Here is a 20,214-nt window from a genome sequence, read left to right on the forward strand (position 1 = left end):
TTTGTTGCAACGGGGTACCGTAGCTTAGAGGTTTTTTTATATGTGAGGTCTAGAATGTCGCGCAATCGGGCCCGCCTGATAAGACTTTCAAGGCCATGACTGAGGCGAAATGCACATTGTGATGAACAGCTTGGCGAATTTGCTTACGCCCCGGCGGTGGTCAAAGAAAAGGGCTCCGCAGGCGGTTGAAACGAACAGCCTGACCCTGAGCGAAGCGGAAGAGGTGGCGGCTATGAAGCCCATCATCTCCAGCTATTGCCTCATCATCGGTTGTTACTACGCGTTCGTCACCCTTAACCGCTTCTTCAGCGAAACGGGGCAGGGCTTAGTGATACTGGCCACTTTGTCCGTCTTGACCACAGGCGCATCTTTGGCCTTCTACGCCTTTTACGTCAAACGGGCGCGTCACGTCTATCAACTCAACATCGCGAGCCTGACGGTCAACTTTTTGCTGTTCTGCAATCCGGTTGCTTTCCAGGCACTGCATTTCAATGACAACAGACTGGTTTATTTCATTTTCCTGAGCCTAGTCTACGCCATGACCGGGATCAGCCTGCGCGTGGTCATTCCGAGCGTCGGCGTCACACTCGTGACGGTCGCTGGCATGGGCTATATTCATAACGGCAGACTGTCCGTCGACAATGTCGCCATGGTGATCCTGATGGTGGCCCTTGCCACCCTGCTAACGGTGGTCGTGCGTCAGACGCTTCTGCGTGCCGTGCAGGCGCGCGTCATGGCGGAAGATCTGCACAGTAAAGCGCAAACCATGGCTGATAGCGATATGCTCACCGGCCTGCCCAATCGTCGCAGCTTCTTCCGTGTCATGGAGGCGGCTCTGGCGGGCGTCAACACAGGCCGGCAGGTCTTCCATCTGGCACTCATCGATCTCGACGGCTTCAAACCGATCAACGATATCTATGGCCATAGCGTCGGCGACACCTTGCTGATCGAGGTCGGCAATCGCCTGAATCAGGTCTGCGCCGACCGTGCCTTTGCCGCGCGCATGGGCGGCGATGAGTTCGCGATTATCCTCTATGGCGATGTCAGCGCGCAATTGCTTGAAGACTTCGGCGCCAGACTATGCGACGCCTTGCGCGATACCTATTTCCTCGGTGGCGTGACGGCCAATATCTCCGGTAGTGTCGGTTTCGTCAAATGCGCTTCCGATCAACTTACCGCTTCGCAATTGTTGGAGCGTGCCGACTATGCGCTCTATTTCGCCAAGCAGAACCTGCGCGGCGCCCCGGTGGTTTTCACCGACAAGCACGAAGCCGACATGCGCGATTTCTCGCTGGTTGACCAGACCCTGCGCACCAGCGATCTCGATCGAGAACTGTCGATCATGTTCCAGCCCCAGGTCGATGTGGTGGACAACAAAACGGTCAGTTTCGAGGCCCTGGCGCGCTGGAACAGCGCCAAGCTGGGCTCGGTTCGACCGGATATCTTTATCAAGGCGGCCGAGCGTTCCGGCCTGATCACTCAGATCACGCTGTTGCTTCTGGAAAAAGCTCTCGCCGAGGTGCGGACATGGCCGGAAACGACGCGTGTGTCGTTCAATCTGTCGGCGCGCGACCTGCGTTCCGGCATTTCGATCGTCAATATCTGCAATGCCGTGCGTAATTCCGGCATCGATCCGCACCGCATCGAGTTCGAGATTACCGAAACCGCCATGCTGACCGATTTTGAGCAGGCGTGCGAGGCGCTGACCAAGATGAAAAGCATGGGCTGCCGCATCGCCATCGACGACTTTGGTTCGGGCTATTCGAGCTTCAGCTACATCCATCGCCTGCCGGTCGACAAGATCAAGATCGATCGCAGCTTCGTGGTGCAACTGCTGCAGCACGGCTCAGCGCTCAAGATTATCAAGACGATCATCGATCTGTGCCGTAATCTCAATCTGGATTGCGTCATCGAAGGCGTGGAAACGCAGGCCGAAATGAACAAGCTGGCGCAGATCCGCGCGCGCTATATTCAGGGTTACCTGTTCTCGAAACCCATGCTGGCCGAGCAGGTTCTGCCCTATCTCGAGAACGAGACATCGCGCATGCATGCGGCGCTTGAGGCGGGCTGATTACTTCCAGATGCTCTTCCCGCTGCCGGGCAGGCCCATCTCGGCCCACTTTTCCGACACGCGGTCGATGACCTCCTGCTCCATATAGAGCTTCTCGCCCCACTCGCGGTGCGTTTCGGGTTCCCACTTATTGGTGGCGTCGAGACCGATCTTGGAGCCCAGACCTGATTCCGGTGAAGCGAAATCGAGATAATCGATCGGGGTGCGATCGACCAGGGTGATGTCGCGCGCCGGATCCATACGCGTGCTCATCGCCCACATGACATCCTTCCAGTCGCGGGCGTTGATGTCGTCATCCACTACGATGATCCACTTGGTGTACATGAACTGGCGCAGGTAGGACCACGCGCCCATCATCACGCGCTTGGCGTGACCGGGATAGGCCTTCTTCATCGAAATGACGGCGATGCGGTAGGAGCAGCCTTCGGGGGGCAACCAGAAATCGACGATCTCCGGAAACTGCTGCTGGATGAGCGGGATAAACACCTCGTTGAGCGCTTCGCCGAGCACCGAGGGCTCATCGGGCGGACGTCCGGTGAAGGTGGAGAGATAGATCGGCTTCTTGCGCATGGTGATGGCGCTGATCTTGAAGATCGGGAACTTCTCGACCGAATTGTAATAGCCGGTGTGGTCGCCGTAAGGGCCTTCGTTGGCATAGTCATCGAGCATGACGTGGCCTTCCAGGATGATTTCGGCGTGGGCAGGCACCAGCAGCGGCACGGTCTTGGCTGGTACGAGCTCGGCCTTTTGTCCGCGCAGCAGACCGGCGAACTGGTATTCCGACAAGGTATCCGGCACAGGCGTGACGGCGGCCAGGATCAGACCGGGATCGGCGCCCAGCACGGCCGCGGCGGGCAGGGGCTCACGCCGGCCCTCGGCCTTCCAGCGGCGGTGATGTTGCGCACCGCCGCGATGGGCCAGCCAGCGCATGATGGTGGTGTCCTTCGATAACACCTGCATCCGGTAGATGCCGAGATTGTAGTCATCCTCGCGCTTATCCGAAGGCCCCTTGGTGACGATGAGCGGCCAGGTGATCAGAGGCGCCGGCTCGCCGGGCCAACAGCCCTGGATCGGCAATCGGGTCAGGTCGATCTGGTCGCCGGTCAGCACCACTTCCTGCACCGGCGCGGTTTTCACCGTCTTCGGGCGCATGGCCATGACGGTCTGGGCCAAGGGCAGCATGTCCCAGGCGTCCTTCAGGCCACGTGGCGGCGCAGGCTGGCGCAGGAAGGCCAGCAGTTCGCCGACTTCGCGCAGATCAGAGGGCAGGGTGCGGTCCTTGCCATCCATGGTGACGCCCATGGCGACGCGTTTAACGGTGCCGAACAGGTTGACCAGAACCGGCATGGGAGAGGGCGTGCCGTCTTCGAGCATGACGTTCTCGAACAGGACGGCCGGGCCTTTTTCCGCCAGCAGACGCGTCTGGATCTCGGTCATCTCCAGGTGCGTCGAGACCGGCGTGGTCACCCGGACCAAGTCACCGGAGGCTTCAAGCTTGTCCAGAAAATCGCGCAAAGACTTATAAGCCGACATACTTTTATTCCTTAGTCGCTCAAGCGCCGCGAAGGCGGCTTCGCATAGGCTCGGGCGGCCCCATGTTGAAATAATGCTGCCCTCGCCACGGCAAGACCGGTGGAGAGTTGTTCATTTGCGGTGACATAGGCCGGATTGCGGGCCGTGGCAATGGGGCCAAGGGTCGCAAGCGCTTTAGCTCATGTGCCGCGGGGCTGGGCCATTGAAAACCTATGGCAACTCAGCCAAGGTGACGCGATTCGTCGGGAGGATGCCGTGGTCGCGGACAACAGAGGCTTGCTGGTTATTGGCGCGCGTTCGCTGGTCGGACGCCGCATGGCCGAAGCCATCAAGGGCGCCGGCTGGCCGCAGGACAGCGTGCGCTATACCGCGCGCGAACCACTGGCCGGACAGAGCCTGATTCTCGACACGACGCGGCCGCAGGACTTCCAGCCGGATCGCAATCTCGTGGCTGTCATTATGTGCGCGCCGATCTGGCTGATCAGCGAAGCCCTGCTGGAGCGCCTGATCGAGCTTGGCATGAAGCGGATCATCGCCTTTTCCTCGACCAGCCGGCTGACCAAGGCTGCTTCCGCGGAACCGGCCGAACGCGAGGTTGTGGCGCGCCTGGCGGAAGGCGAGGCGATCCTGACCGCCTTTTGCGAAGCGCGCGGGGTCGCCTGGACCATCCTGCGCCCGACCCTGATCTATGATGAGGGCGAGGATGCCAATGTCAGCCGTATCGCCGGGACCATCCGCAAGTTGGGCTTTTTTCCGGTTTGCGGCCTGGCATCGGGCCTGCGCCAGCCTGTACATGCGCGTGACCTCGCTACCGCCGCCATGCAGGCCCTGACCGCGAAACCGGCTTATAATATGGCCTATAACTTAAGCGGTGGCGAAGACCTGACCTATGCCGATATGGTGCGGCGTATTTTCGAGGCGCTCGGCAAGGCGCCGGTGATCATCGCCCTGCCGGTCTGGATGTGGCGACTTGGTTTTTTCGCCCTCAATCTGATCCGACCGAAAAAGTCGCTCAAACGCAATATCAGCATGGCTCTGCGTATGAATGTTGATCTGTGGTTCGACCACAGCGCCGCCACGAAGGATTTCGGCTATGCATCAAGAGCTTTCAGGCCTGTGTTCCAGACGTAATTATTTAGGCTTCCATTTCATCGATACGCGTACAGACTTGCCATCAAAGCGCTTAGCCCAGTCGGTCTTGTTACCCGAACTGCCGAGGCGGTCCATGATCCGCATCAGCGAGGCGCCGAAACCATAATCCTTGGGTGATTCCGTCACCAGCACGCAGTCGTCTAAATCGCCGCTGGGGGTAAAGCGACATTCGGCGGCGGCTTCACCGCTGATGTTGTCGTTCTGGGCGTCCCCGGGATAGGACGAAACGCTCAACTGATCGAAATAGCCATGGATATCCATGGTCTGGAAGCGCGGGTCGTTGGTCTCTGTGGCATAGAAGATGACGTCGCGCGGAATTTGCGCCAGCGACAAAATCTCGGGCTCTTTGGGTGCATCGGGATGGGCTGTCAGCCAGGCATGGCCGATCTTGTCATCCTCGTCACGCGCCAGAATGTGATAGAGGCGCGCGGCACGGTCGAGATCGACGGTTGCGCCCTGACCAGCCTCATAGGCTTGCGCCGTCAACGCAATCGCTGCACGGTCACCACGGCGTGCCGCTTTCTTGAAGAGGATCAGCGCCTCGGTATAGTCTTGGGTCACGAGATCGCCGATCTGGTAAAGCTGTCCAAGTTCGGTCAGGGCCGCGCCCTGTCCCTGATCGGCAGCCTTTTTCAGATTTTGCAGCGCTAAGGCGTTGTTGGGCGCCGTGCCGCGACCTTCGGCATAGGCCATGCCCAGGGCATATTGCGCATTGGCGGCGCCTTCAGCTGCGGCCGTTTTGCAGTAGGGGAAGGCTTTCGGCCAGTCGGCGTGGATCGTGGTATCTTCTGTATAGGCCGTACATATAAACAGACTGGCCTCCGTACGCCCCTGATCGGCGGCCTTTTGATACCAGGTCAGCGCCTGGCCGGAATCCGGCTTCACGCCACGGCCCAGGCGGTAAAAACCGGCCATATCGAGCTGGGCCTGTGCATTGCCGGCGTCGGCAGCCTTGCCTATCCATTCAAGGGCGGATTTTTCATTCTTCTTCTGAACGTACTTGCCGATCAGATAGGCCTGGCCGAGATCGTATTGCGCCTGAATATCACCGGCCGTGGCCTTGTTGCTCAGCGCTTCAAACTGTTCCTTGGCGGAGGGCGGCTTCGGTGCGGCCAGTGTTGCCATAGCCGGCCGAGCGTTCCCGATCAGGGATGCCGCCAGAAACGCTAAAACGGAGACCAAAGCGGCTTTACGCACAAATGCCTCTACTTATCTGACCAGACACCCAGTTCATTACCGGAAGGATCACGAAAATGAAAGCGACGTCCGCCGGGGAAATCGAAGATCGCCAGCGTGATCTCGGCGCCTTGCGCCTCGACCTGCGCAAGTGAGGCTTCGAGATTGTCACTATATAGGATCACCAGCGGCTTGGCGGAAGAACTGTCGGCGTCAAAGCCGCCGTCAATTCCGGCATCGGCCAGCGCCGCATAGGTCGGGCCGTAGTCGATAAAGTTCCAGCCGAAGGCCTTGCTGTAAAAGTCTTTCAGCGGGTTGAGATCGCCGCCGGGAAATTCGATGTAGTCGATCTTGTGGTGCGCGGGCATTCAGGCGTTTCCTTAAGGGGGCAGTTTCCAGACGCTCGCCGGCTTCAGCGCGCGGTCTTCGATATCGGCATTGGTGATGATGTCGTAATCGGCCAGTCGGGTCAGGCCATCCTTAGGGAAGTAGGTCCGGTGCGGATCACCGATATAGACCTCTATAGATTGCCGCGCGGCGCGGCGAAAATATGTCAGCATGGCGTCAGTCATCGCTTTTTCATAGCATATATCACCGGCCAGAATGACATCGATCTCCGGCAGCGGGCCGTCAAGCAGATCATCGCCTGTGAAGGCGAGCGTGACATCATTGAGCGCTGCATTCAGCGCCACCGCTGCTTCTGCATAAGGATCGATATCGTTGCAAAGCACGCTTTCAGCGCCAGCCTGAATGGCGGCGATCCCGACCAGGCCGGAGCCGCAGGCGATATCGAGCACACGCTTGCCTTTGACGATAGCCGGGTGCGCGGCGACATATTTCGCCAGAGCCTGACCGCCCGACCAGGCGAAGGCCCAGAAGGGCGGCGCCAGCCGTTCCTGCACCAGATCCTGCTCGGTCATCAGCCACAGCGGCGTGACTGCGTCAGCTTGATAGAGACGCATTTCGGGCAGGCTGGGCACAGGCAGCACGCGGGTATGGCTACGAATAAAGGCTTGCTTATCGGGCATTACGGCTTGGAGACCGACTCTGCCAGCGCCTCTGCCTTGACGGCTTCCCCGCCAAACTGGCTGGCAAATTCAGGCGCGATGAGGCCCGTCAGCATGGCCTGAGGCACGTGAATCTCATAGGCCCCCTCGGCATAGGGACCGACATCATAAGGCGCATAGAGCGCGCCAATAGCGCCGATCTTGCCCGTCTGGACGGAAGGAAGCAGGATCAGGCGGCTCTCGGCAAATTTCGGGCAGGCAAAACCGGAACCGCCCTGCGAGATCGGCTCGCCGGCGCGTTTGGAGCGCTCGGCTTCGATCTGGCGGCAGACGTAGGAATCAATCGGTTTGAAATCGGCGCCCGGCGCAAACAGGCGCGCAGCCGGCAGCAGATCCTTGCCGGTCTTGTCCCACAGAAGCGTCTGAAAGGTATGGTTGGGGTGGGCGCCGCCCTGAAAATCATCTTCCTCGGCGAAAAGCGACACAAGCCGCTCGCTTTGAGCCGATATTTTCCAGTCGATCGCATGGGAATAGGGCGGCTCAATGAAGCCATCGGCGCTGTTTTGCGCATGGTCCTTGCGCGCCTGGTCGATAAAGGCGGTCAGGGTCGCTTCGCCCTCCTTATAGAGGCGCGCGTGCAGTTCGGGATAGAGCTTGATGAGATCGGGCAGAGACAGGCGGACATCGACATCGGCGTCCGACTTGGCGAAGCTCATCGGCGCCGCTATGGCTGGCGGCGCGTCTGGCGCGGCTTCGTCCTTGGGTTTCTTGTGGCACGCCGAAACCGTGACCAGCGTCAGAAGAAGCAGTCCGGCGAATTTTAGCGTATGCGTCATGCCGTTCCCTATAGTAGGCTGGTGAAGTGCACAGCCAGCAGGCTGAAAAACCAGATCAGGCCGGTGGTGTGGTTGGATTTGAACAGTTTCAGCGCCTGGGCGCTGTCCCAGCCATCTCCGTTTGCGTTCGGCCGCAGGCGGACAACCTGCCAGAAAAGATGCGCCGTTACGAGCAAAAGTCCACCGAAAAAGAGGCCGGGCAGATTGGCGTAATAAGCCGCGACGCCGGTCAGAGCCGATGCCATTCCGTAGAAGATGCTGACGCCGTTCACCGTATTCTTGCCAAGGGCGCGGGCGCTCGACTTGACGCCGATCATGGCGTCATCCTCGATGTCCTGCAGGGCGTAGATGGTATCATAGCCCAGCGTCCAGAAGATCAGGCCGGCATAGAAGAGGATCGCGGGCAGGGTCAGGGTGCCGGTGATGGTGGCGTAGCCCATCAGGAAGCCCCAGTTGAAGGTCAGGCCCAGCCACGCCTGCGGCCACCAGGTGATGCGCTTCATGAAGGGATAGCCGGCGACGAGCAGAAGCGAGCCGACGCCAAGCAGGATGGTGACGAGACCAAGCTGGATCAGGATCAGGAAGCTGATCAGCGAGCACGCGGCGGCGAAGGAGATGGCTTGTTTCGGCTTAATCTGGCCGGCGGGAATGGGGCGGCTGCGGGTGCGCTCGACCTTGGCGTCGATATCGCGATCGACGAAATCATTGAAGGCGCAGCCGGCGGCGCGCATCAGCACCGAGCCGATGGCGAACAGGAGCAGCTTGTACCACGGGAAATGATTGCGCAGGACGTCCTGTGGTGACAGAACCGCCGCGATTCCATTGTTATTAAGCGTGAAGAACGGGTGCGCGATGGCGAAGGCCAGCCCCATGGCGCCGGGCAGGAACAAAAGCCAGATGCCGATAGGGCGATCCAGCCGGCCAAGCTTCAGCCACGGCTGGAGTTTGGCGGGCGCGTAACGGTCAACCCAGTTGAGTTTGGCGGCATCAGGGAGTGGGGCGTGAGCAGGAGTCTTCATGCCCTGTTGATGAACCGCGCCATTGGAATTGTCGAGTGGATTTTGAGGCGATCAGCGCGCGCTGTCAAACAAACGGGTCAAGGGCCTGTGGCCCTTGTCAGGCCCGGCGCTTGTGCAGCAGCGAGCGGTCCTTGCGCACCTGGCTGGCTGGGATGACGCGGGCGAACGGACGCATGCCAAACAGGCTGTCCTCCATGCCGGTTTCAAGGATATCGCCGCGCTTGGGAGCCTTCAGGAACAGGTCTTCCATTGGCGTGATGACGTAAAGGCCTTCCGGCACATAGACCAGAACCAGGCCTTCGTTCTTCGGCATGACCTCGGACCAGATCTTGAGCTGGTCATAATAGTGCGGACGGCGCCAGTCGTTGGGGCGATCGGGATCGACATCCACAGCGAGGGTGGTGCCATTGGGCTCAAGGCGCAGCACAAAGCCGGCATGATCCGGGCGCCAGACGCCATTCATGTCGTCGTGCTTCAGCCACAGGCACTTGAATTCCTGGCAGATAGTTGGATGCAGGCCCCATACGCCGCAGCCGCCTTCGGGGCGCACGTTGAAGCAGGTGTGACCGGCTTTCTTTTCCAGATCCGGGATATCGTAGACCTTGCAGCACAGGTTGCAGTCGCCGCATTCTTTCAGCTTCGCGCGCTTGGCGGGCGGCGCTTTGTGACTGTCATCATGGTACGCTTTATGCGTGACGTGCGGCATCGTAAGACCCTGAACCTTTTGTCCAGTACTGCCGGCCCTTTTGCCTGCAGAACGGCTGAAAGGGTGTCAAATCAGAGTCAACAAACGGTTACTTTAACCTTTTATTTTTCAATATTTTGCACAGCGATTCGACGTTCTCGACCTGTTCTATTTTCTGAGTGACTTGCGGCCTTCGATAACCTCGTCATAAGAAAAAACAATCGCCGGATCAGGGGGGGCGACATCGTCTGAGGCGTGCGGGCAGGCCAGCACCTTGAGGACATGGCGCAGGATATGTTCGCGCGCCTTCACCTTGCTGTCGGTAGCCACGCAGATCCATGGGCCATGTTCATGGTGTGACCGGCGCAGCATATCGTCCCTGGCCGCGGAATAGTCTGCCCAGCGATCCTGGGCCACCTGATCGAGGTCACTGACCTTGAGCTTCTTGCGCGGGTCGGAACGACGGTCATCGAGACGCTGCTTTTGCTCGTCACGCGAGATATCGAGCCACAGCTTGATCAGGGTGATTCCGCTGCGCGCGATCATGCTTTCAAAATCCGGCACGTCGCGGATAAAGGTCTCCTGCTGATCCGGCGTAGAGAAGCCCATGACCCTTTCGACGCCGGCGCGATTGTACCACGAGCGGTTATAGACCACCCATTCACCGGTGGAGGGCAGGCGGTTGACGTAGCGCTGAAACCACCAGGCGCCCTTGTCGAAATCTGTCGGCTTGGGCAGGGCGATGACGTGCGTGTTGCGTACCGACAGACATTCGGTCAGGCGCTTGATGGCGCCGTCCTTGCCGGCGGCGTCACGGCCTTCCAGCAGGATGCAGACCTTCTGGCCATTCGCCATGGTCCAGATCTGGGTATCGACCAGGGCAATCTGCAATTGCTCCAGACGTGCCTCGGCAGCTTTTTTTTTGGAACGTTTGTCGTCTTCGGATTTGGACATGGGGGCCTCTATAGAATGACAGCCCCATACCATGCGCTGAACGTATAAAGAATCAAGCTATTCGGCGGCCCTCCGAGGCTATGAGGCGCAGATGGGCTGCCTTGATGTCCGCGTCGGGGGCATAAAGCTTGGATGCCACAAGCGTGTACTGGCCGAGCCAGCCGTTAGGGTTGCGCGGTGCCGCACAGGTAGTCTGGTAAATGCCAACCATACGATCGACCTTGCCATAGCGGTTCACCATGGGACACAGACAGATTTCAAAGGTCACTGTCTCGGTTTGAAACAGATCGGCGTCTTCCGGTTCCATGTCCGTATTCTGAGTCTTCCAGGGCGCGCTGAGGGTCAGCACGATGGGCTGTTCACGCCTGCGGCTGATGCCCAGCGCGGTGACGATCGTATCGACGAAGGCCGGGCAGAAAAGCGCCAGAAAAGACGTATCCTTCAGTTCATAGCCATGCAGGGAGCGCAAAAAGCCGCCTGATAAGCGAAAACGGTGGCCTGGCTGCGCCGTGGAGATCATGATCATCTGCGGTATCAGGCTCTTCAGGCGTGCCGGATCAAAGCTGTCTCGTGAGGGCGCCTTATCCGGGCTGGCCTGAAGGCCGCGCCAGTAGCTTAACAATGAAACTGTGCTGGAATGGGGCACGGTGGTCTCCTTTGCCCCTGTAAAAGGCAAGATCGTTGCCGTGATTGTCCATTTTGAAGCGTTTTCCACCGCTGATTTAATCAAAAGGCAAGTTTGGTGCGGTATGGTTCTTGCTGATGATCGGGCTAGAATAGCCAAGAGGAATGTTTTGATGCGCGCTATGTTTGCAAAATTTGTCACCGTCCTTCTGGGCGTCAGCATGCTGACCTTTGCCGGCCAGGCCATGGCCTGCACCACGGGTTGCACGCCTCCGAAGCCGCCCACCGTCCCGACGAACCCTAATCCGCCCCACACGCCCTGCACGAGTTGCGGTGGTGGTCACGGCGGCGGCAAGACCACGGTCGATGTCAATGTCAATGTTCGCGCCAACGCTTCCGGCTCGGCCTCGGCTGGTGCCACCTATTATGGCGGTGGTTACAGCAATTGGTCGCAGACGCCCGGTTACCCGCAGGCCGCGGGTGGCCTCAATGTGATCACCGGCGACGCAGCGGCTTTTGAATCCTATTCGGAACAAAAGAGCTTCACCCGCCAGACCATCATTCAGGCAAGCTGCATCGACGACACCGGCGTGCCGCACCCGGCGTCGCAGGTCTTTTCGGGCCGTGACATCGCCAACGGTTATCGCGGCGAAGTCTATCGCTGCATCGCCGGCACCCACATGCAGTGGACCTATGCCGATTATGATGGTTCTAAGATCAATTTCGATGGCGGCAAGAACATGACCTGCGCCAAGAACGAGGCCCTGTGGTTCGAGAACGGCGCCCTGACCTGCAAGGTGCAGACCCCGCAGCGCCAGTGCAACGAGCGCTCGCTGCTGCGTCGTTTTGGTGTCGGCATCAAGATCCTGACCCTGACGAGCACCGAGACGATCACCAAGCAACGTCAGATCGCTTCGGCGCAGAGCTCTTCGAGCTCGACCGTGATGAGCTTCGATGGTGGTGTCGGCGGCTTCGTCCAGTAAGCTATTGGATATAAAAAAAAAGCGCATAAAACTGAAAACCCCGCAGGTCACCTGCGGGGTTTTTGTTTGTTTTAAAGAAAGAAACAACACCACGCCTCAAGAGAGGCGCGATGGTGGGGTATCTTACTTCGCGGCGGCCGCTTCCGCCGTCACTGCCGGCTTGATCTGGATACGCACGGCCTTGCTCATGTCGAGATATTGCGCGGCCAGGCGCTGGATATCAGCCGCTGTCACCGCCTGGTACTGTTCGCGGCGATTGCGGATATAGTCGAGCTTGCGGGCATCCGTCGTCGAGCCGGGCAGGGCGCCAGCCCAGTAGGTATTGGTTTTCAGGTCGGTGTCCATCCGGTCGAGCAGCGGCTTTTGCGCGCGCAGCAGTTCGTCATCACTGATCGGCTTGGTCTTCAGTTCGGTGACGATCTCCGAAAGCGTGTCATAGAAGGCTTGATCATCCTCCGGCTTCACCTGCGCTACGGCGCTGAGGTAACCAAAGCCGGGGAAGGTCTGGGAATAATAGTTGCTGGCATAGGGGCTATAGCTCAGCCCCTTCTTTTCGCGCACGATATCGGTCAGGCGCAGCGACATCACTTCGGCCAGCACCGTCAGCGCGCGGGCGCGCTGGGTATCCGAGGTGAAATCGGCGCTCGGCCAGGCGACATAGCTCAAATCCTGATCGGCGCGTCCCTGATGCTCGAACACCTGTTTGAGGTTTTGCGTCGGGAAATGCAGGGTCAGGCCATCGGCCGGGATCACCGGCTTGTCGGCGCGCTGGGCCAGCGTAGCGAAGGTCTTGGCGATTTCGGCCTCGGCGTCGGTTTCGCTAATATCGCCGACAATGGTGATTTCGATCGGGCCCGTCTTGAGCTGGCGATCGACCAGCGCCTTGACCTGCTCATTCTTCGTGGCGAGGAAATCGGCCTGAGACGGCATGGTGTAACGCGGATCGTTATCGCGCAGGACGGCGCTGCCCTTCATTTGGAAGACGCCGCCGGGTGTCGAATTGAGCGAATTATAATAGTCGGGGATGAACGCCTTAAGGCGCTCGAAGGCGTCACTGCTGTAGGCCGCATCGGTGGTGAAGGCCATCAGGACTTCCATCTGCGTGGCGAAGTCGGCCTTGGTGGTGCCGCCGGAAAGCGTGGTAGCGTCTTCACCGAGCCCTAAGCCCACGCCATAGATCTTGCCGGTCAGGCTGTCCTTCAGTTCCGAAGCGGTCAGCTTGCCGAGGCCGCCTTCCTGCAGATCGGACACCGAGGCGGCGAAGACCGGCGGCTTGGATGCCGGCGATAGCGAACTTAAGCCACCGGCGAAGCGGACGGTGATGCCGATTTCATCGGTCTTGAAATCCGTGGTCTTGATGGTGGCGCGCACGCCATTGGCATAGGTAAGCTGGGTGATGCCGAGGTCTTTAATGTCTTCCCGCTTGATCACCTTGCCTGGTGTGCCGAAGCTCGTATAGGGCCACGGCTTGTTGGCGCGCGCTTCCGAAGCCGTCATTTGTGCGGCCTGCACCTGCTTATAGGTATCGAGGAGGGACTGCTTGTCGAAATCACCGAGCGTCGGGCCTTCGTGCCACAGCAGCGGACCGTCGCCGGCAAACAAGGGCTTGATGCCGTCGTTGAGGGTGGCCAGGGTGACCTTCGGCTTCATGGCGACGAAATAGTCCCAGTCCTGCTGGGGCGAGGTGAAGACATCGCCATCGGCCACGGAGCTGACGAGGGCTTCGGACAGATCGCGGCTGTTGCGCGTCTTGGCGCCTTGCAAGGCCTGTTTGAAGTAGGTTTCGATATCGCTGAGCGTGCGATCGAGTTCGGCCTGGTCGGCGCCGAATTCGGCATACTGGCGCACCGTAGTATAAGCAGCGATGAAGGCATCCTTCTCGCGGCCGGGCTTGGGCGTGATCGAAAGCTGCGTCACCTTGGCGGTATGGTCGATGTCGTCATGCGCGATGGTAGCCGAGGCGAAGGGGGTATCCGGCAGCTTGGCCTGACGCTCCAGACGTTCGTTGAGGATCTGGGTGCGGATGCCATTGAGGAAATCGACATTGGCGCTGGCATAGGTCTGGTAGGTTTCGGTGAGCGGCGCGGCCCAGGTCAGGCTCAGTTCGGTGCGCAAGCCCTTTTCGGTATAGACTTCCGAGATGACGCCCTTGGGCTTGTAGGCGCCGAAGTCGGTGACGCGGATCGGCGCGGCCGGCTTTTGCCAGTCGGCGAACTTTGTCTTGATCTTGGCTTCCATGGCGTCAGGGTCAAAATCCCCGACGACGACGAGGGTGGCTTGTTCGGGGCGGTAGAAGTGGTTGTAATAGTCAACGAAGCGGTCGCGCTTGGCGTTGCTGATAATGTCGGTCAGGCCGATGGGCAGGCGGACTGCGTATTTCTGGTTGCCGAAGGCGGCGGTGGCCCACTTCATATAGGCGTGACGGCCGGGGCTGTCGCTGGCGCGTTCTTCACCCAGGATAACGCCGCGCTCACGATCGATGGCGCCGTCGTCCAGCGACAGATTGCCGGCGGTTTCACGCATCAGGAACAGGCCGGTGTCGAGATCGTCCTCGGCCACCTTGGGCAGGTCGAGTTCGTAAACCGTTTCGCTGAATCCTGTATGCGCGTTGGTATCGGCGCCGAACGACAGCCCGTGGCGTTCGAGAATCTTGACCATGTCGCCTTCGGCCACGTTCTTCGAGCCGTTAAACGCCATGTGTTCGAGGAAGTGGGCCAGGCCCTGCTGGCTGTCGTCTTCCATCAGCGAGCCACCATTGAAGCGCAGGCGGATCGAGGCGGTGCCGGGGGGCGTTGCGTTTTTCAGGATGATGTAGGTCATGCCGTTCGGCAGTTTGCCGAAGCGCACGGCCGGATCGGCCTTAATGTCGGAATGGTTTTGCGCGAAATCCAGTCCCTTGCTGATGTCGATGGCCATGCCGATGGCGGGGGCGGAGACGGTGGGCGTCTCGGCATAGGCGCTGATCGGCGTCAGGGCGGTCGTGTTCAGGGCCGCGACGGCAAAGGCGGTCAGCAGGGTTTTCTTCATCAGCATAGGTGCGCTCCGGTTTGATGGGAGGACACTGCCGCAGGATTGCGTCTGAAGAAAGGGGAATTTGGCGGATTAACTTTTGTTAAGGTGGCGCAAAGGCACGAAAAAGCGCGCCATCCGAAGATGACGCGCTTTTAAATTGACTTTGCCGAAAATTTTAGTTGCCGACGTAGAAGGTGGCGCTGTTACCTGTGGCGCGGGCGGTCGAGACAATCGTGCGTCCGCGGCCGACGCTGGCGGTTGCCGTGGCGTTGACGTCGGAGGTATTGACCTGAGTGTTGTTGACACCCATGTTGGCCTGGCATTCGGCGCAGGCATAGGCCACCGCCTGATTGCCGACCGCATCGGCGGTGACGTAGCCATCCCAGCCGGTGGTGCCGTCAAACGAAGCGACCACATCAACTCCGCCCGACGATAATTGATTGTTGTCGAGGCGCACATAGATGTCGTTATTGCCGGCAGAAACCTGATTGCCAATGCCCGAAGCGGTGGCGAAGGCCTGACCGTATTCGTCGGCCTGGATCACAGCCTGCGACTGGACGAGGCCGCTTTGCGTCTGGGCGTTGGTGACGACGAGCGAGCCGCCCTGGTTTTCCAGATTAACTTTGTTGCCGAGCGCGGTCGATTTGGCCTGCATGTTCCAGACATTGCCAGCATAGACCTCGGCGCGGGCCTGGGTCATGGCCGAAGCCGCCTGGGTGACATCGTGCTCTTGTGAACCGCGATCATCACTATAGGCAGTATAAGCGTTGTTCGTCGCCGATGCGTTGTACGCATTGGGAGAGGGCGAGTAACGCACGGTCGCTGACACGTTGGAGCGCGCCTCGGTTGACGAGGTCTGGGCAGCCGTCGAATCGAGGCGGCCATTGGTCATCTCATAGGCGGTGTGGTTGACCTCGGTGATGGCATTGCCTTCGCCGCTGACATAGATGGCGTTGTTCGGCGCATTAACCTCGGTGGTGGCTTCGACGCGATCGGCGGTCGAAACCTGATGTGTGTCGGCGGTCAGGTGGCCGGCCTTGGTGACGCCGGAAGCATAGTTGCCAATGCCCTGGCTCAAAGCATAGACCGGCGTGCCGAGCGAGAGGTCTTCTTCACCGGTATTGGTGCCGGTGATCGTCGTGGTCGCCGTCGTGCGACCGCTCAAGAACTGATACGAATAGAGCGTCGCGTCATAGGTGTCGTTGCCGGTCTGAACACTGTTGGCGGTGGCATAGGTATCCAGACGCGTCAGACCATCGTTCTGCACCACATTCAGAGTCTGGTTCGCGGCAATGACGCCGCCCTCGGTCTGATTGTTGGTCCATTCCCCGTCGGGGATGGTCTGACTAGTAGCGGGAACCGCCGTCAGAAGCACTGTAGCCAGCGTCGTGCTCAGCAGGGCCGCGACGCTTGTCGCCAGCGATGTTTTGCCAACGGCTCGGTTCTGCGCGCGTACCAGCATTGTTCGTCTCCAGATTATCGTAGGCCGGGGTCAGGCCACCCGTGGCGCCCAGGGTGTCGTTGTAAAGGAAGTCGTTTTGCGGATCGAGACAGACGTCCGGACCGGAAGCGCCGTAAAGATTGGCCATGAATTCCAGCGTGGCGCGTTCGATCATGGCGCGCACGGCCAGTTGCATGGGCTCAAGTGCGCCCTGGCCGCCACTGATGTCGAAGATATTGCCGTTCAGCACGTCGAACACGCCGGCCTTCACTTCTTTACCAACGATCTGCTTCTGATAGGAGATCACATCGACCACTTCCAGCGTGCGCGTATCGACGAGGCGCAGATCGAGCGCGACATTCATCACCAGCGTGCGGCCGTAGAACAGGCCCTTGACGCCGGTCGTCTTGGTTTCGCCAGCATAGGCGTCCACGCCCGACGAGCGGATGTTGTTGTTCAGTTCGGTGATGCCGCCGACGATGAAGAAATCGGAACCGGCGACCTGACCGGCCATGATCTTGCGGTAATCGGCCGGATGCGTCGGGTTGGAAACCGGCGCGTCGGTAATCAGCTTGTTGTTGGCGTACTTCAGTTCCAGTTCGCCGACCGAGGTGTCGAAACGCTCGACCTGACGGGCGCCGGCCTTGGCCAGGGCGGTCATCGCCATCAGCGAGGCGCCTTGGGTGATTTCGCGGCCACCGTCGAGCGAGGCGCGGCCGGTGTAATCGGAGATACGGCCAACCGCGAGGCGCGGCGAAGCCAGGCGGTGCGAGCGGGCATAGCCGCCGAGGCAGACCAGAGCGTCCGAATAGGCGGTCGGGTTGGCCGTCACCGGTGCTTTGCCGATAGGGGTCTTGTAATTGCCTTCGGCATTAACGCTTGGCGTGGTCATGCAGCCGGTGAGCGCGACTGCCATTGCCGCGGCGCTGATGAGGCCAAACAGGGCGGGTTTGCGGATTTGCATGGTCATCAGAAGTTTACCTGTCCGTTGAGAGTTCCCTGCTCGCCAGTAACGGTCGTGCCGTTGGCGGTCGCAGTGACATTGCCGTTGTTGGTTTGGGTCGAGTTGACGATCACGGTATTGTAGTTACCCTGAACCGTGACCTGGAGATTGTTGCCGATGGCCGAGGCGCCGCCCAGAGCACCTGCGCCGGAATAAGAGTCGCCGGCGCCAAGGGTCTTGGAATAGGAATAGACGCTGTTGTCGCTGCCGATTGACATGACGCCATCCACCAGGACGCGGTTGCCATTGGCGTCGCGCGTCGAAGGATCGATGGCCGTCTGCATCTGGTGCAGGCTGAGACCGTAACCCGCCTGATAGGACGCTGAACTGGTGTTCATGCTCTGAGCCTGCGCACTGGCTGCGAGGCTGGCCATGCCGGCTAAGGTCAGGATACATACTTTACGTAACGGCATTTGGTTCGCTCCGCTGTCCGGGCCGATACGCCGCGGATACGGCAGACGACCAGCAATTTGGATGCCACTTTCCGTTGCAACCCTAAAAATTAGGTGTATTTTTCCTAAAATGACGCATTAAATTCATTTATATAGGCTTTTTTGTCTGCCTTCAGCGCGCATCACCTCTGTTAAAAGGGGAAAACTGCGGGCATATATAACCAAATTGAACCACTTTTGATCTCGCAGTTTCTGAGAAGTCCCGAAATATGACAGACGGCCCTGAACCCGAAGTGCCTGAAAACACGCAACGCCACAGGGAGCCTGCTTTTAATGCGCCTTTGATGGTGGTGGTCCTGCCGGTTCTGATGATCGGGGCCTATTGGCTACAAATATCTGGCGGCCCTGCGCTCGAAGGTGCGTTGCTTGATAATTTCGCCCTGTCGCCGATCCTGTTGCGTCAGGGACATTTCGAACTGTTGTTTACGCATATCTTCCTGCACGGACGCTGGACGCACGTTCTGTTCAATGCCGGCGCATGCCTGATCTTCGCCACCCCGGTGGTACGGGCCTTTGGCAAGGGAATTGGCGCCGGTCTCTCCTTCTTCGCCTTCTTCTTTCTATGCGGCATCGCGGCGGGCCTCGGTTTTTGCCTGCTCAATCTTATGTCCAGTATGCCGGTTGTGGGGGCATCGGGAGCGATCTACGGCCTGATCGGCGCCTCTACACGCATTATAGGTGCGCGCGGTGCGGGGCGTGTGCTGCCGTTAATGAGCCGCCATGTCCTGACGACAAGCGCGGTGTGGTGTGGGCTTAATCTGCTGCCGGCCCTGCTGCCGTTCCTGCCGGGCGGGGAGGGCGTTGTCATCGCCTGGCAGGCGCACATTATAGGCTTTCTCTTCGGTGTGTTGGTGATCGGCCACTGGTTACATGCGTTTCACCCGCGATTCTTCACGACAAATTGACTCTCCCGACGCGCATGTGAATTGCTATTCTATCTGTTGAGCGCACCGTTCACCTCCCACATGGGGGCTGGTGCCTGACATCGGGTGCCGGAAAAACAGACATCCGGGGAGGATGCGCATGCTGATAAATCAGTTACTGAGTACCAAGGGGCGAGAAGTCTATACGGTCACGCCAGACGATAGCCTGGCTTCGGTCGCCGCTCTTCTTTACACGCGCAAGGTTGGGGCGTTTGTCGTGACGGATCGCGCCGGCGCCGTGGTCGGCATTGTGTCAGAGCGCGACATTGTCCGCGCGATAGCGACAACAGGCGGACAATCGCTTGGTCAGCCCGTCAGTCAGGTGATGACGCGAGAAGTGTTTTCGGCGGGACCGGGCGAAACCATTGATGCGCTTCTTGGCCATATGACGGATCGTCGTATCCGCCACTTGCCGGTGATGGAGGGCGGGCGTCTTATCGGGATTGTGTCGATCGGTGATTTGGTCAAGGCCAAGATTGCCGCTAGCGAACACGAAGCCCAGACGCTTAAGGCCTATATCTCGGCGGGGTAGGGCATTTTTTGCTGTGTCGTGGTCAAGTCTGTGAGTAAGAGTCATTTTGTGCTTGCGCCCACAGGCTTGTCTCACTAGATACCGCGCCTCGCTGTTGATGTCCTTTAAGGGTTGCGACGAAGGCGGATCGATCCGAACGGTTTGATCATTTTGAGTCTGTAAAGATTTAATTAACGCTTGATGTCGTCGAAAGAAGGTATTAAAAGAGCGCTTCTTCTGAGTCTGACGGAAACTGACGGGGATTGTTCTTCGGAACTACCTAGTGAGGATCTGTCGTCTCAAAAGGTTGAGTTTCCGGGTTCGAATTTTTTGAATTTAGTTTCTTGACTGAAGAATTGGATCGGTTATAAGCGCCGCTCCGCTGTTTGAGCCTAAACGTTCGAGCGGTTTGGTTGTCGAGAAAATCTTTTTGAAAAGAAACGCTTGACACTAAAAAATGATGCGGTATAAGCGCCGCTCTCTTCGATAACGAGATTAAGTTGTCGCTCTGGATGGTTTAACCGCCGTTCAGTGTATCTGCTTTTTGCGCTTAGTTTTTGAGCAGCAATTACGGTCTTTGACATTGTTATATTTGGAAAGGGAATCGCAGGCGGCGGTGTTCTTGCGGAGATGTTGAGATACATTTCCATACGACACTAATTTGTTTGCGGTCTCTTTAAAAAGACAACCATTAAGGTTGGTCTGGCTTCGGCTTGATCGACCTTTGTGGGAACTCGTTAATAATTAGATTTACGCAATGTAACGCAGTAACGAACATAGGCTTTTGTTTATGTTCACATAATGCTTATGAGCAGATTAAGGTCAAAACAAC

Annotated in this window: 18 protein-coding genes; 5 read left to right on the forward strand and 13 right to left on the reverse strand. The window is 58.8% G+C overall.

Translation table 11 applies throughout. The features are described 5' to 3' along the window. Nucleotides 1–232 precede the first annotated feature (232 nt). The gene (locus tag B060_RS25095) at nucleotides 233–2,071 is read left to right on the forward strand and encodes a putative bifunctional diguanylate cyclase/phosphodiesterase (protein ID WP_236621673.1); all 1,839 of its coding nucleotides are present in this window, start codon (nucleotides 233–235) and stop codon (nucleotides 2,069–2,071) included. Here B060_RS25095 and B060_RS0117945 read toward each other — a convergent pair whose 3' ends face one another. After that, entirely contained in the window at nucleotides 2,072–3,604 is a 1,533-nt protein-coding gene (locus B060_RS0117945) for a UbiD family decarboxylase (RefSeq protein WP_018083187.1), read from the reverse strand. It abuts the gene before it with no gap. A gap of 255 nt (nucleotides 3,605–3,859) precedes the next feature. Between B060_RS0117945 and B060_RS0117950 the strand changes: the two genes are divergently transcribed. After that, nucleotides 3,860–4,735, forward strand: a complete 876-nt coding sequence (locus B060_RS0117950) for an NAD-dependent epimerase/dehydratase family protein (RefSeq protein WP_026172948.1) — start codon at nucleotides 3,860–3,862, stop codon at nucleotides 4,733–4,735. On the opposite strand, the gene B060_RS26240 is transcribed toward B060_RS0117950, so the two are convergent. From B060_RS26240 to B060_RS0117990, 8 genes are all read right to left on the reverse strand, one after another. After that, complete coding sequence (locus B060_RS26240) at nucleotides 4,736–5,953, reverse strand: tetratricopeptide repeat protein (protein WP_155847964.1); 1,218 nt, start codon at nucleotides 5,951–5,953, stop codon at nucleotides 4,736–4,738. It lies immediately after the preceding gene. Nucleotides 5,954–5,961: 8 nt separating this feature from the next. Next, entirely contained in the window at nucleotides 5,962–6,300 is a 339-nt protein-coding gene (locus B060_RS0117960; protein ID WP_018083190.1) for a VOC family protein, read from the reverse strand. Nucleotides 6,301–6,312: 12 nt separating this feature from the next. Then, nucleotides 6,313–6,960 (reverse strand): class I SAM-dependent methyltransferase, encoded by a 648-nt coding sequence (locus B060_RS0117965; protein WP_018083191.1) that lies wholly within the window; start codon nucleotides 6,958–6,960, stop codon nucleotides 6,313–6,315. Next, complete coding sequence (locus tag B060_RS0117970) at nucleotides 6,960–7,775, reverse strand: DUF3298 and DUF4163 domain-containing protein (RefSeq protein WP_018083192.1); 816 nt, start codon at nucleotides 7,773–7,775, stop codon at nucleotides 6,960–6,962. The genes B060_RS0117965 and B060_RS0117970 overlap by 1 nt, the downstream gene beginning before the upstream one ends. Before the next feature lie 8 nt (nucleotides 7,776–7,783). Further along, on the reverse strand, nucleotides 7,784–8,794 hold the full coding sequence (gene ubiA, locus B060_RS0117975; protein WP_018083193.1) for a 4-hydroxybenzoate octaprenyltransferase: 1,011 nt from the start codon (nucleotides 8,792–8,794) through the stop codon (nucleotides 7,784–7,786). A 97-nt stretch (nucleotides 8,795–8,891) separates the two neighbouring features. Further along, nucleotides 8,892–9,500 carry a hypothetical protein gene (locus B060_RS25105; RefSeq protein WP_018083194.1) on the reverse strand — a complete coding sequence of 203 codons (609 nt, stop codon included), beginning with the start codon at nucleotides 9,498–9,500 and terminating at the stop codon, nucleotides 8,892–8,894. 147 nt (nucleotides 9,501–9,647) lie between these two features. After that, on the reverse strand, nucleotides 9,648–10,433 hold the full coding sequence (locus B060_RS0117985) for a polyphosphate kinase 2 family protein (protein WP_018083195.1): 786 nt from the start codon (nucleotides 10,431–10,433) through the stop codon (nucleotides 9,648–9,650). 52 nt (nucleotides 10,434–10,485) lie between these two features. After that, a complete protein-coding gene (locus B060_RS0117990; protein ID WP_155847965.1) occupies nucleotides 10,486–11,079 on the reverse strand; it encodes a PAS domain-containing protein in 594 nt (197 codons plus the stop codon). Nucleotides 11,080–11,230: 151 nt separating this feature from the next. Here B060_RS0117990 and B060_RS0117995 point away from each other — a divergent pair, with 151 nt between their 5' ends. After that, complete coding sequence (locus tag B060_RS0117995) at nucleotides 11,231–12,040, forward strand: hypothetical protein (protein ID WP_018083197.1); 810 nt, start codon at nucleotides 11,231–11,233, stop codon at nucleotides 12,038–12,040. A gap of 123 nt (nucleotides 12,041–12,163) precedes the next feature. Here the strand turns inward: B060_RS0117995 and B060_RS0118000 are convergent, their stop codons facing one another. The 4 genes from B060_RS0118000 to hfaA all read right to left on the reverse strand — a co-directional run bounded on the left by B060_RS0118000 (nucleotide 12,164) and on the right by hfaA (nucleotide 17,909). Further along, nucleotides 12,164–15,073, reverse strand: a complete 2,910-nt coding sequence (locus B060_RS0118000; RefSeq protein WP_018083198.1) for a M16 family metallopeptidase — start codon at nucleotides 15,071–15,073, stop codon at nucleotides 12,164–12,166. Between the two features lie 154 nt (nucleotides 15,074–15,227). Then, nucleotides 15,228–16,514: a holdfast anchor protein HfaD gene (gene hfaD / locus B060_RS0118005; RefSeq protein ID WP_155847966.1), complete on the reverse strand. Its 1,287-nt coding sequence runs from the start codon at nucleotides 16,512–16,514 to the stop codon at nucleotides 15,228–15,230. Next, the gene (hfaB, locus tag B060_RS0118010) at nucleotides 16,399–17,463 is read right to left on the reverse strand and encodes a holdfast anchoring protein HfaB (RefSeq protein ID WP_018083200.1); all 1,065 of its coding nucleotides are present in this window, start codon (nucleotides 17,461–17,463) and stop codon (nucleotides 16,399–16,401) included. Before hfaB ends, hfaD begins: the two co-directional genes overlap by 116 nt. After that, complete coding sequence (gene hfaA, locus B060_RS0118015) at nucleotides 17,463–17,909, reverse strand: holdfast anchoring protein HfaA (protein ID WP_026172949.1); 447 nt, start codon at nucleotides 17,907–17,909, stop codon at nucleotides 17,463–17,465. The genes hfaB and hfaA overlap by 1 nt, the downstream gene beginning before the upstream one ends. Before the next feature lie 248 nt (nucleotides 17,910–18,157). On the opposite strand from hfaA, the gene B060_RS0118020 reads away from it, so the two are divergent. Together B060_RS0118020 and B060_RS0118025 are read left to right on the forward strand one after the other, a co-directional pair. After that, nucleotides 18,158–18,853 carry a rhomboid family intramembrane serine protease gene (locus B060_RS0118020; protein WP_018083202.1) on the forward strand — a complete coding sequence of 232 codons (696 nt, stop codon included), beginning with the start codon at nucleotides 18,158–18,160 and terminating at the stop codon, nucleotides 18,851–18,853. Between the two features lie 118 nt (nucleotides 18,854–18,971). Then, nucleotides 18,972–19,403 (forward strand): CBS domain-containing protein, encoded by a 432-nt coding sequence (locus B060_RS0118025; RefSeq protein WP_026172950.1) that lies wholly within the window; start codon nucleotides 18,972–18,974, stop codon nucleotides 19,401–19,403. Nucleotides 19,404–20,214 lie beyond the last annotated feature (811 nt).

It is taken from the genome of Asticcacaulis benevestitus DSM 16100 = ATCC BAA-896 (genome assembly GCF_000376105.1).
In the GTDB taxonomy this organism is placed as follows: domain Bacteria; phylum Pseudomonadota; class Alphaproteobacteria; order Caulobacterales; family Caulobacteraceae; genus Asticcacaulis; species Asticcacaulis benevestitus.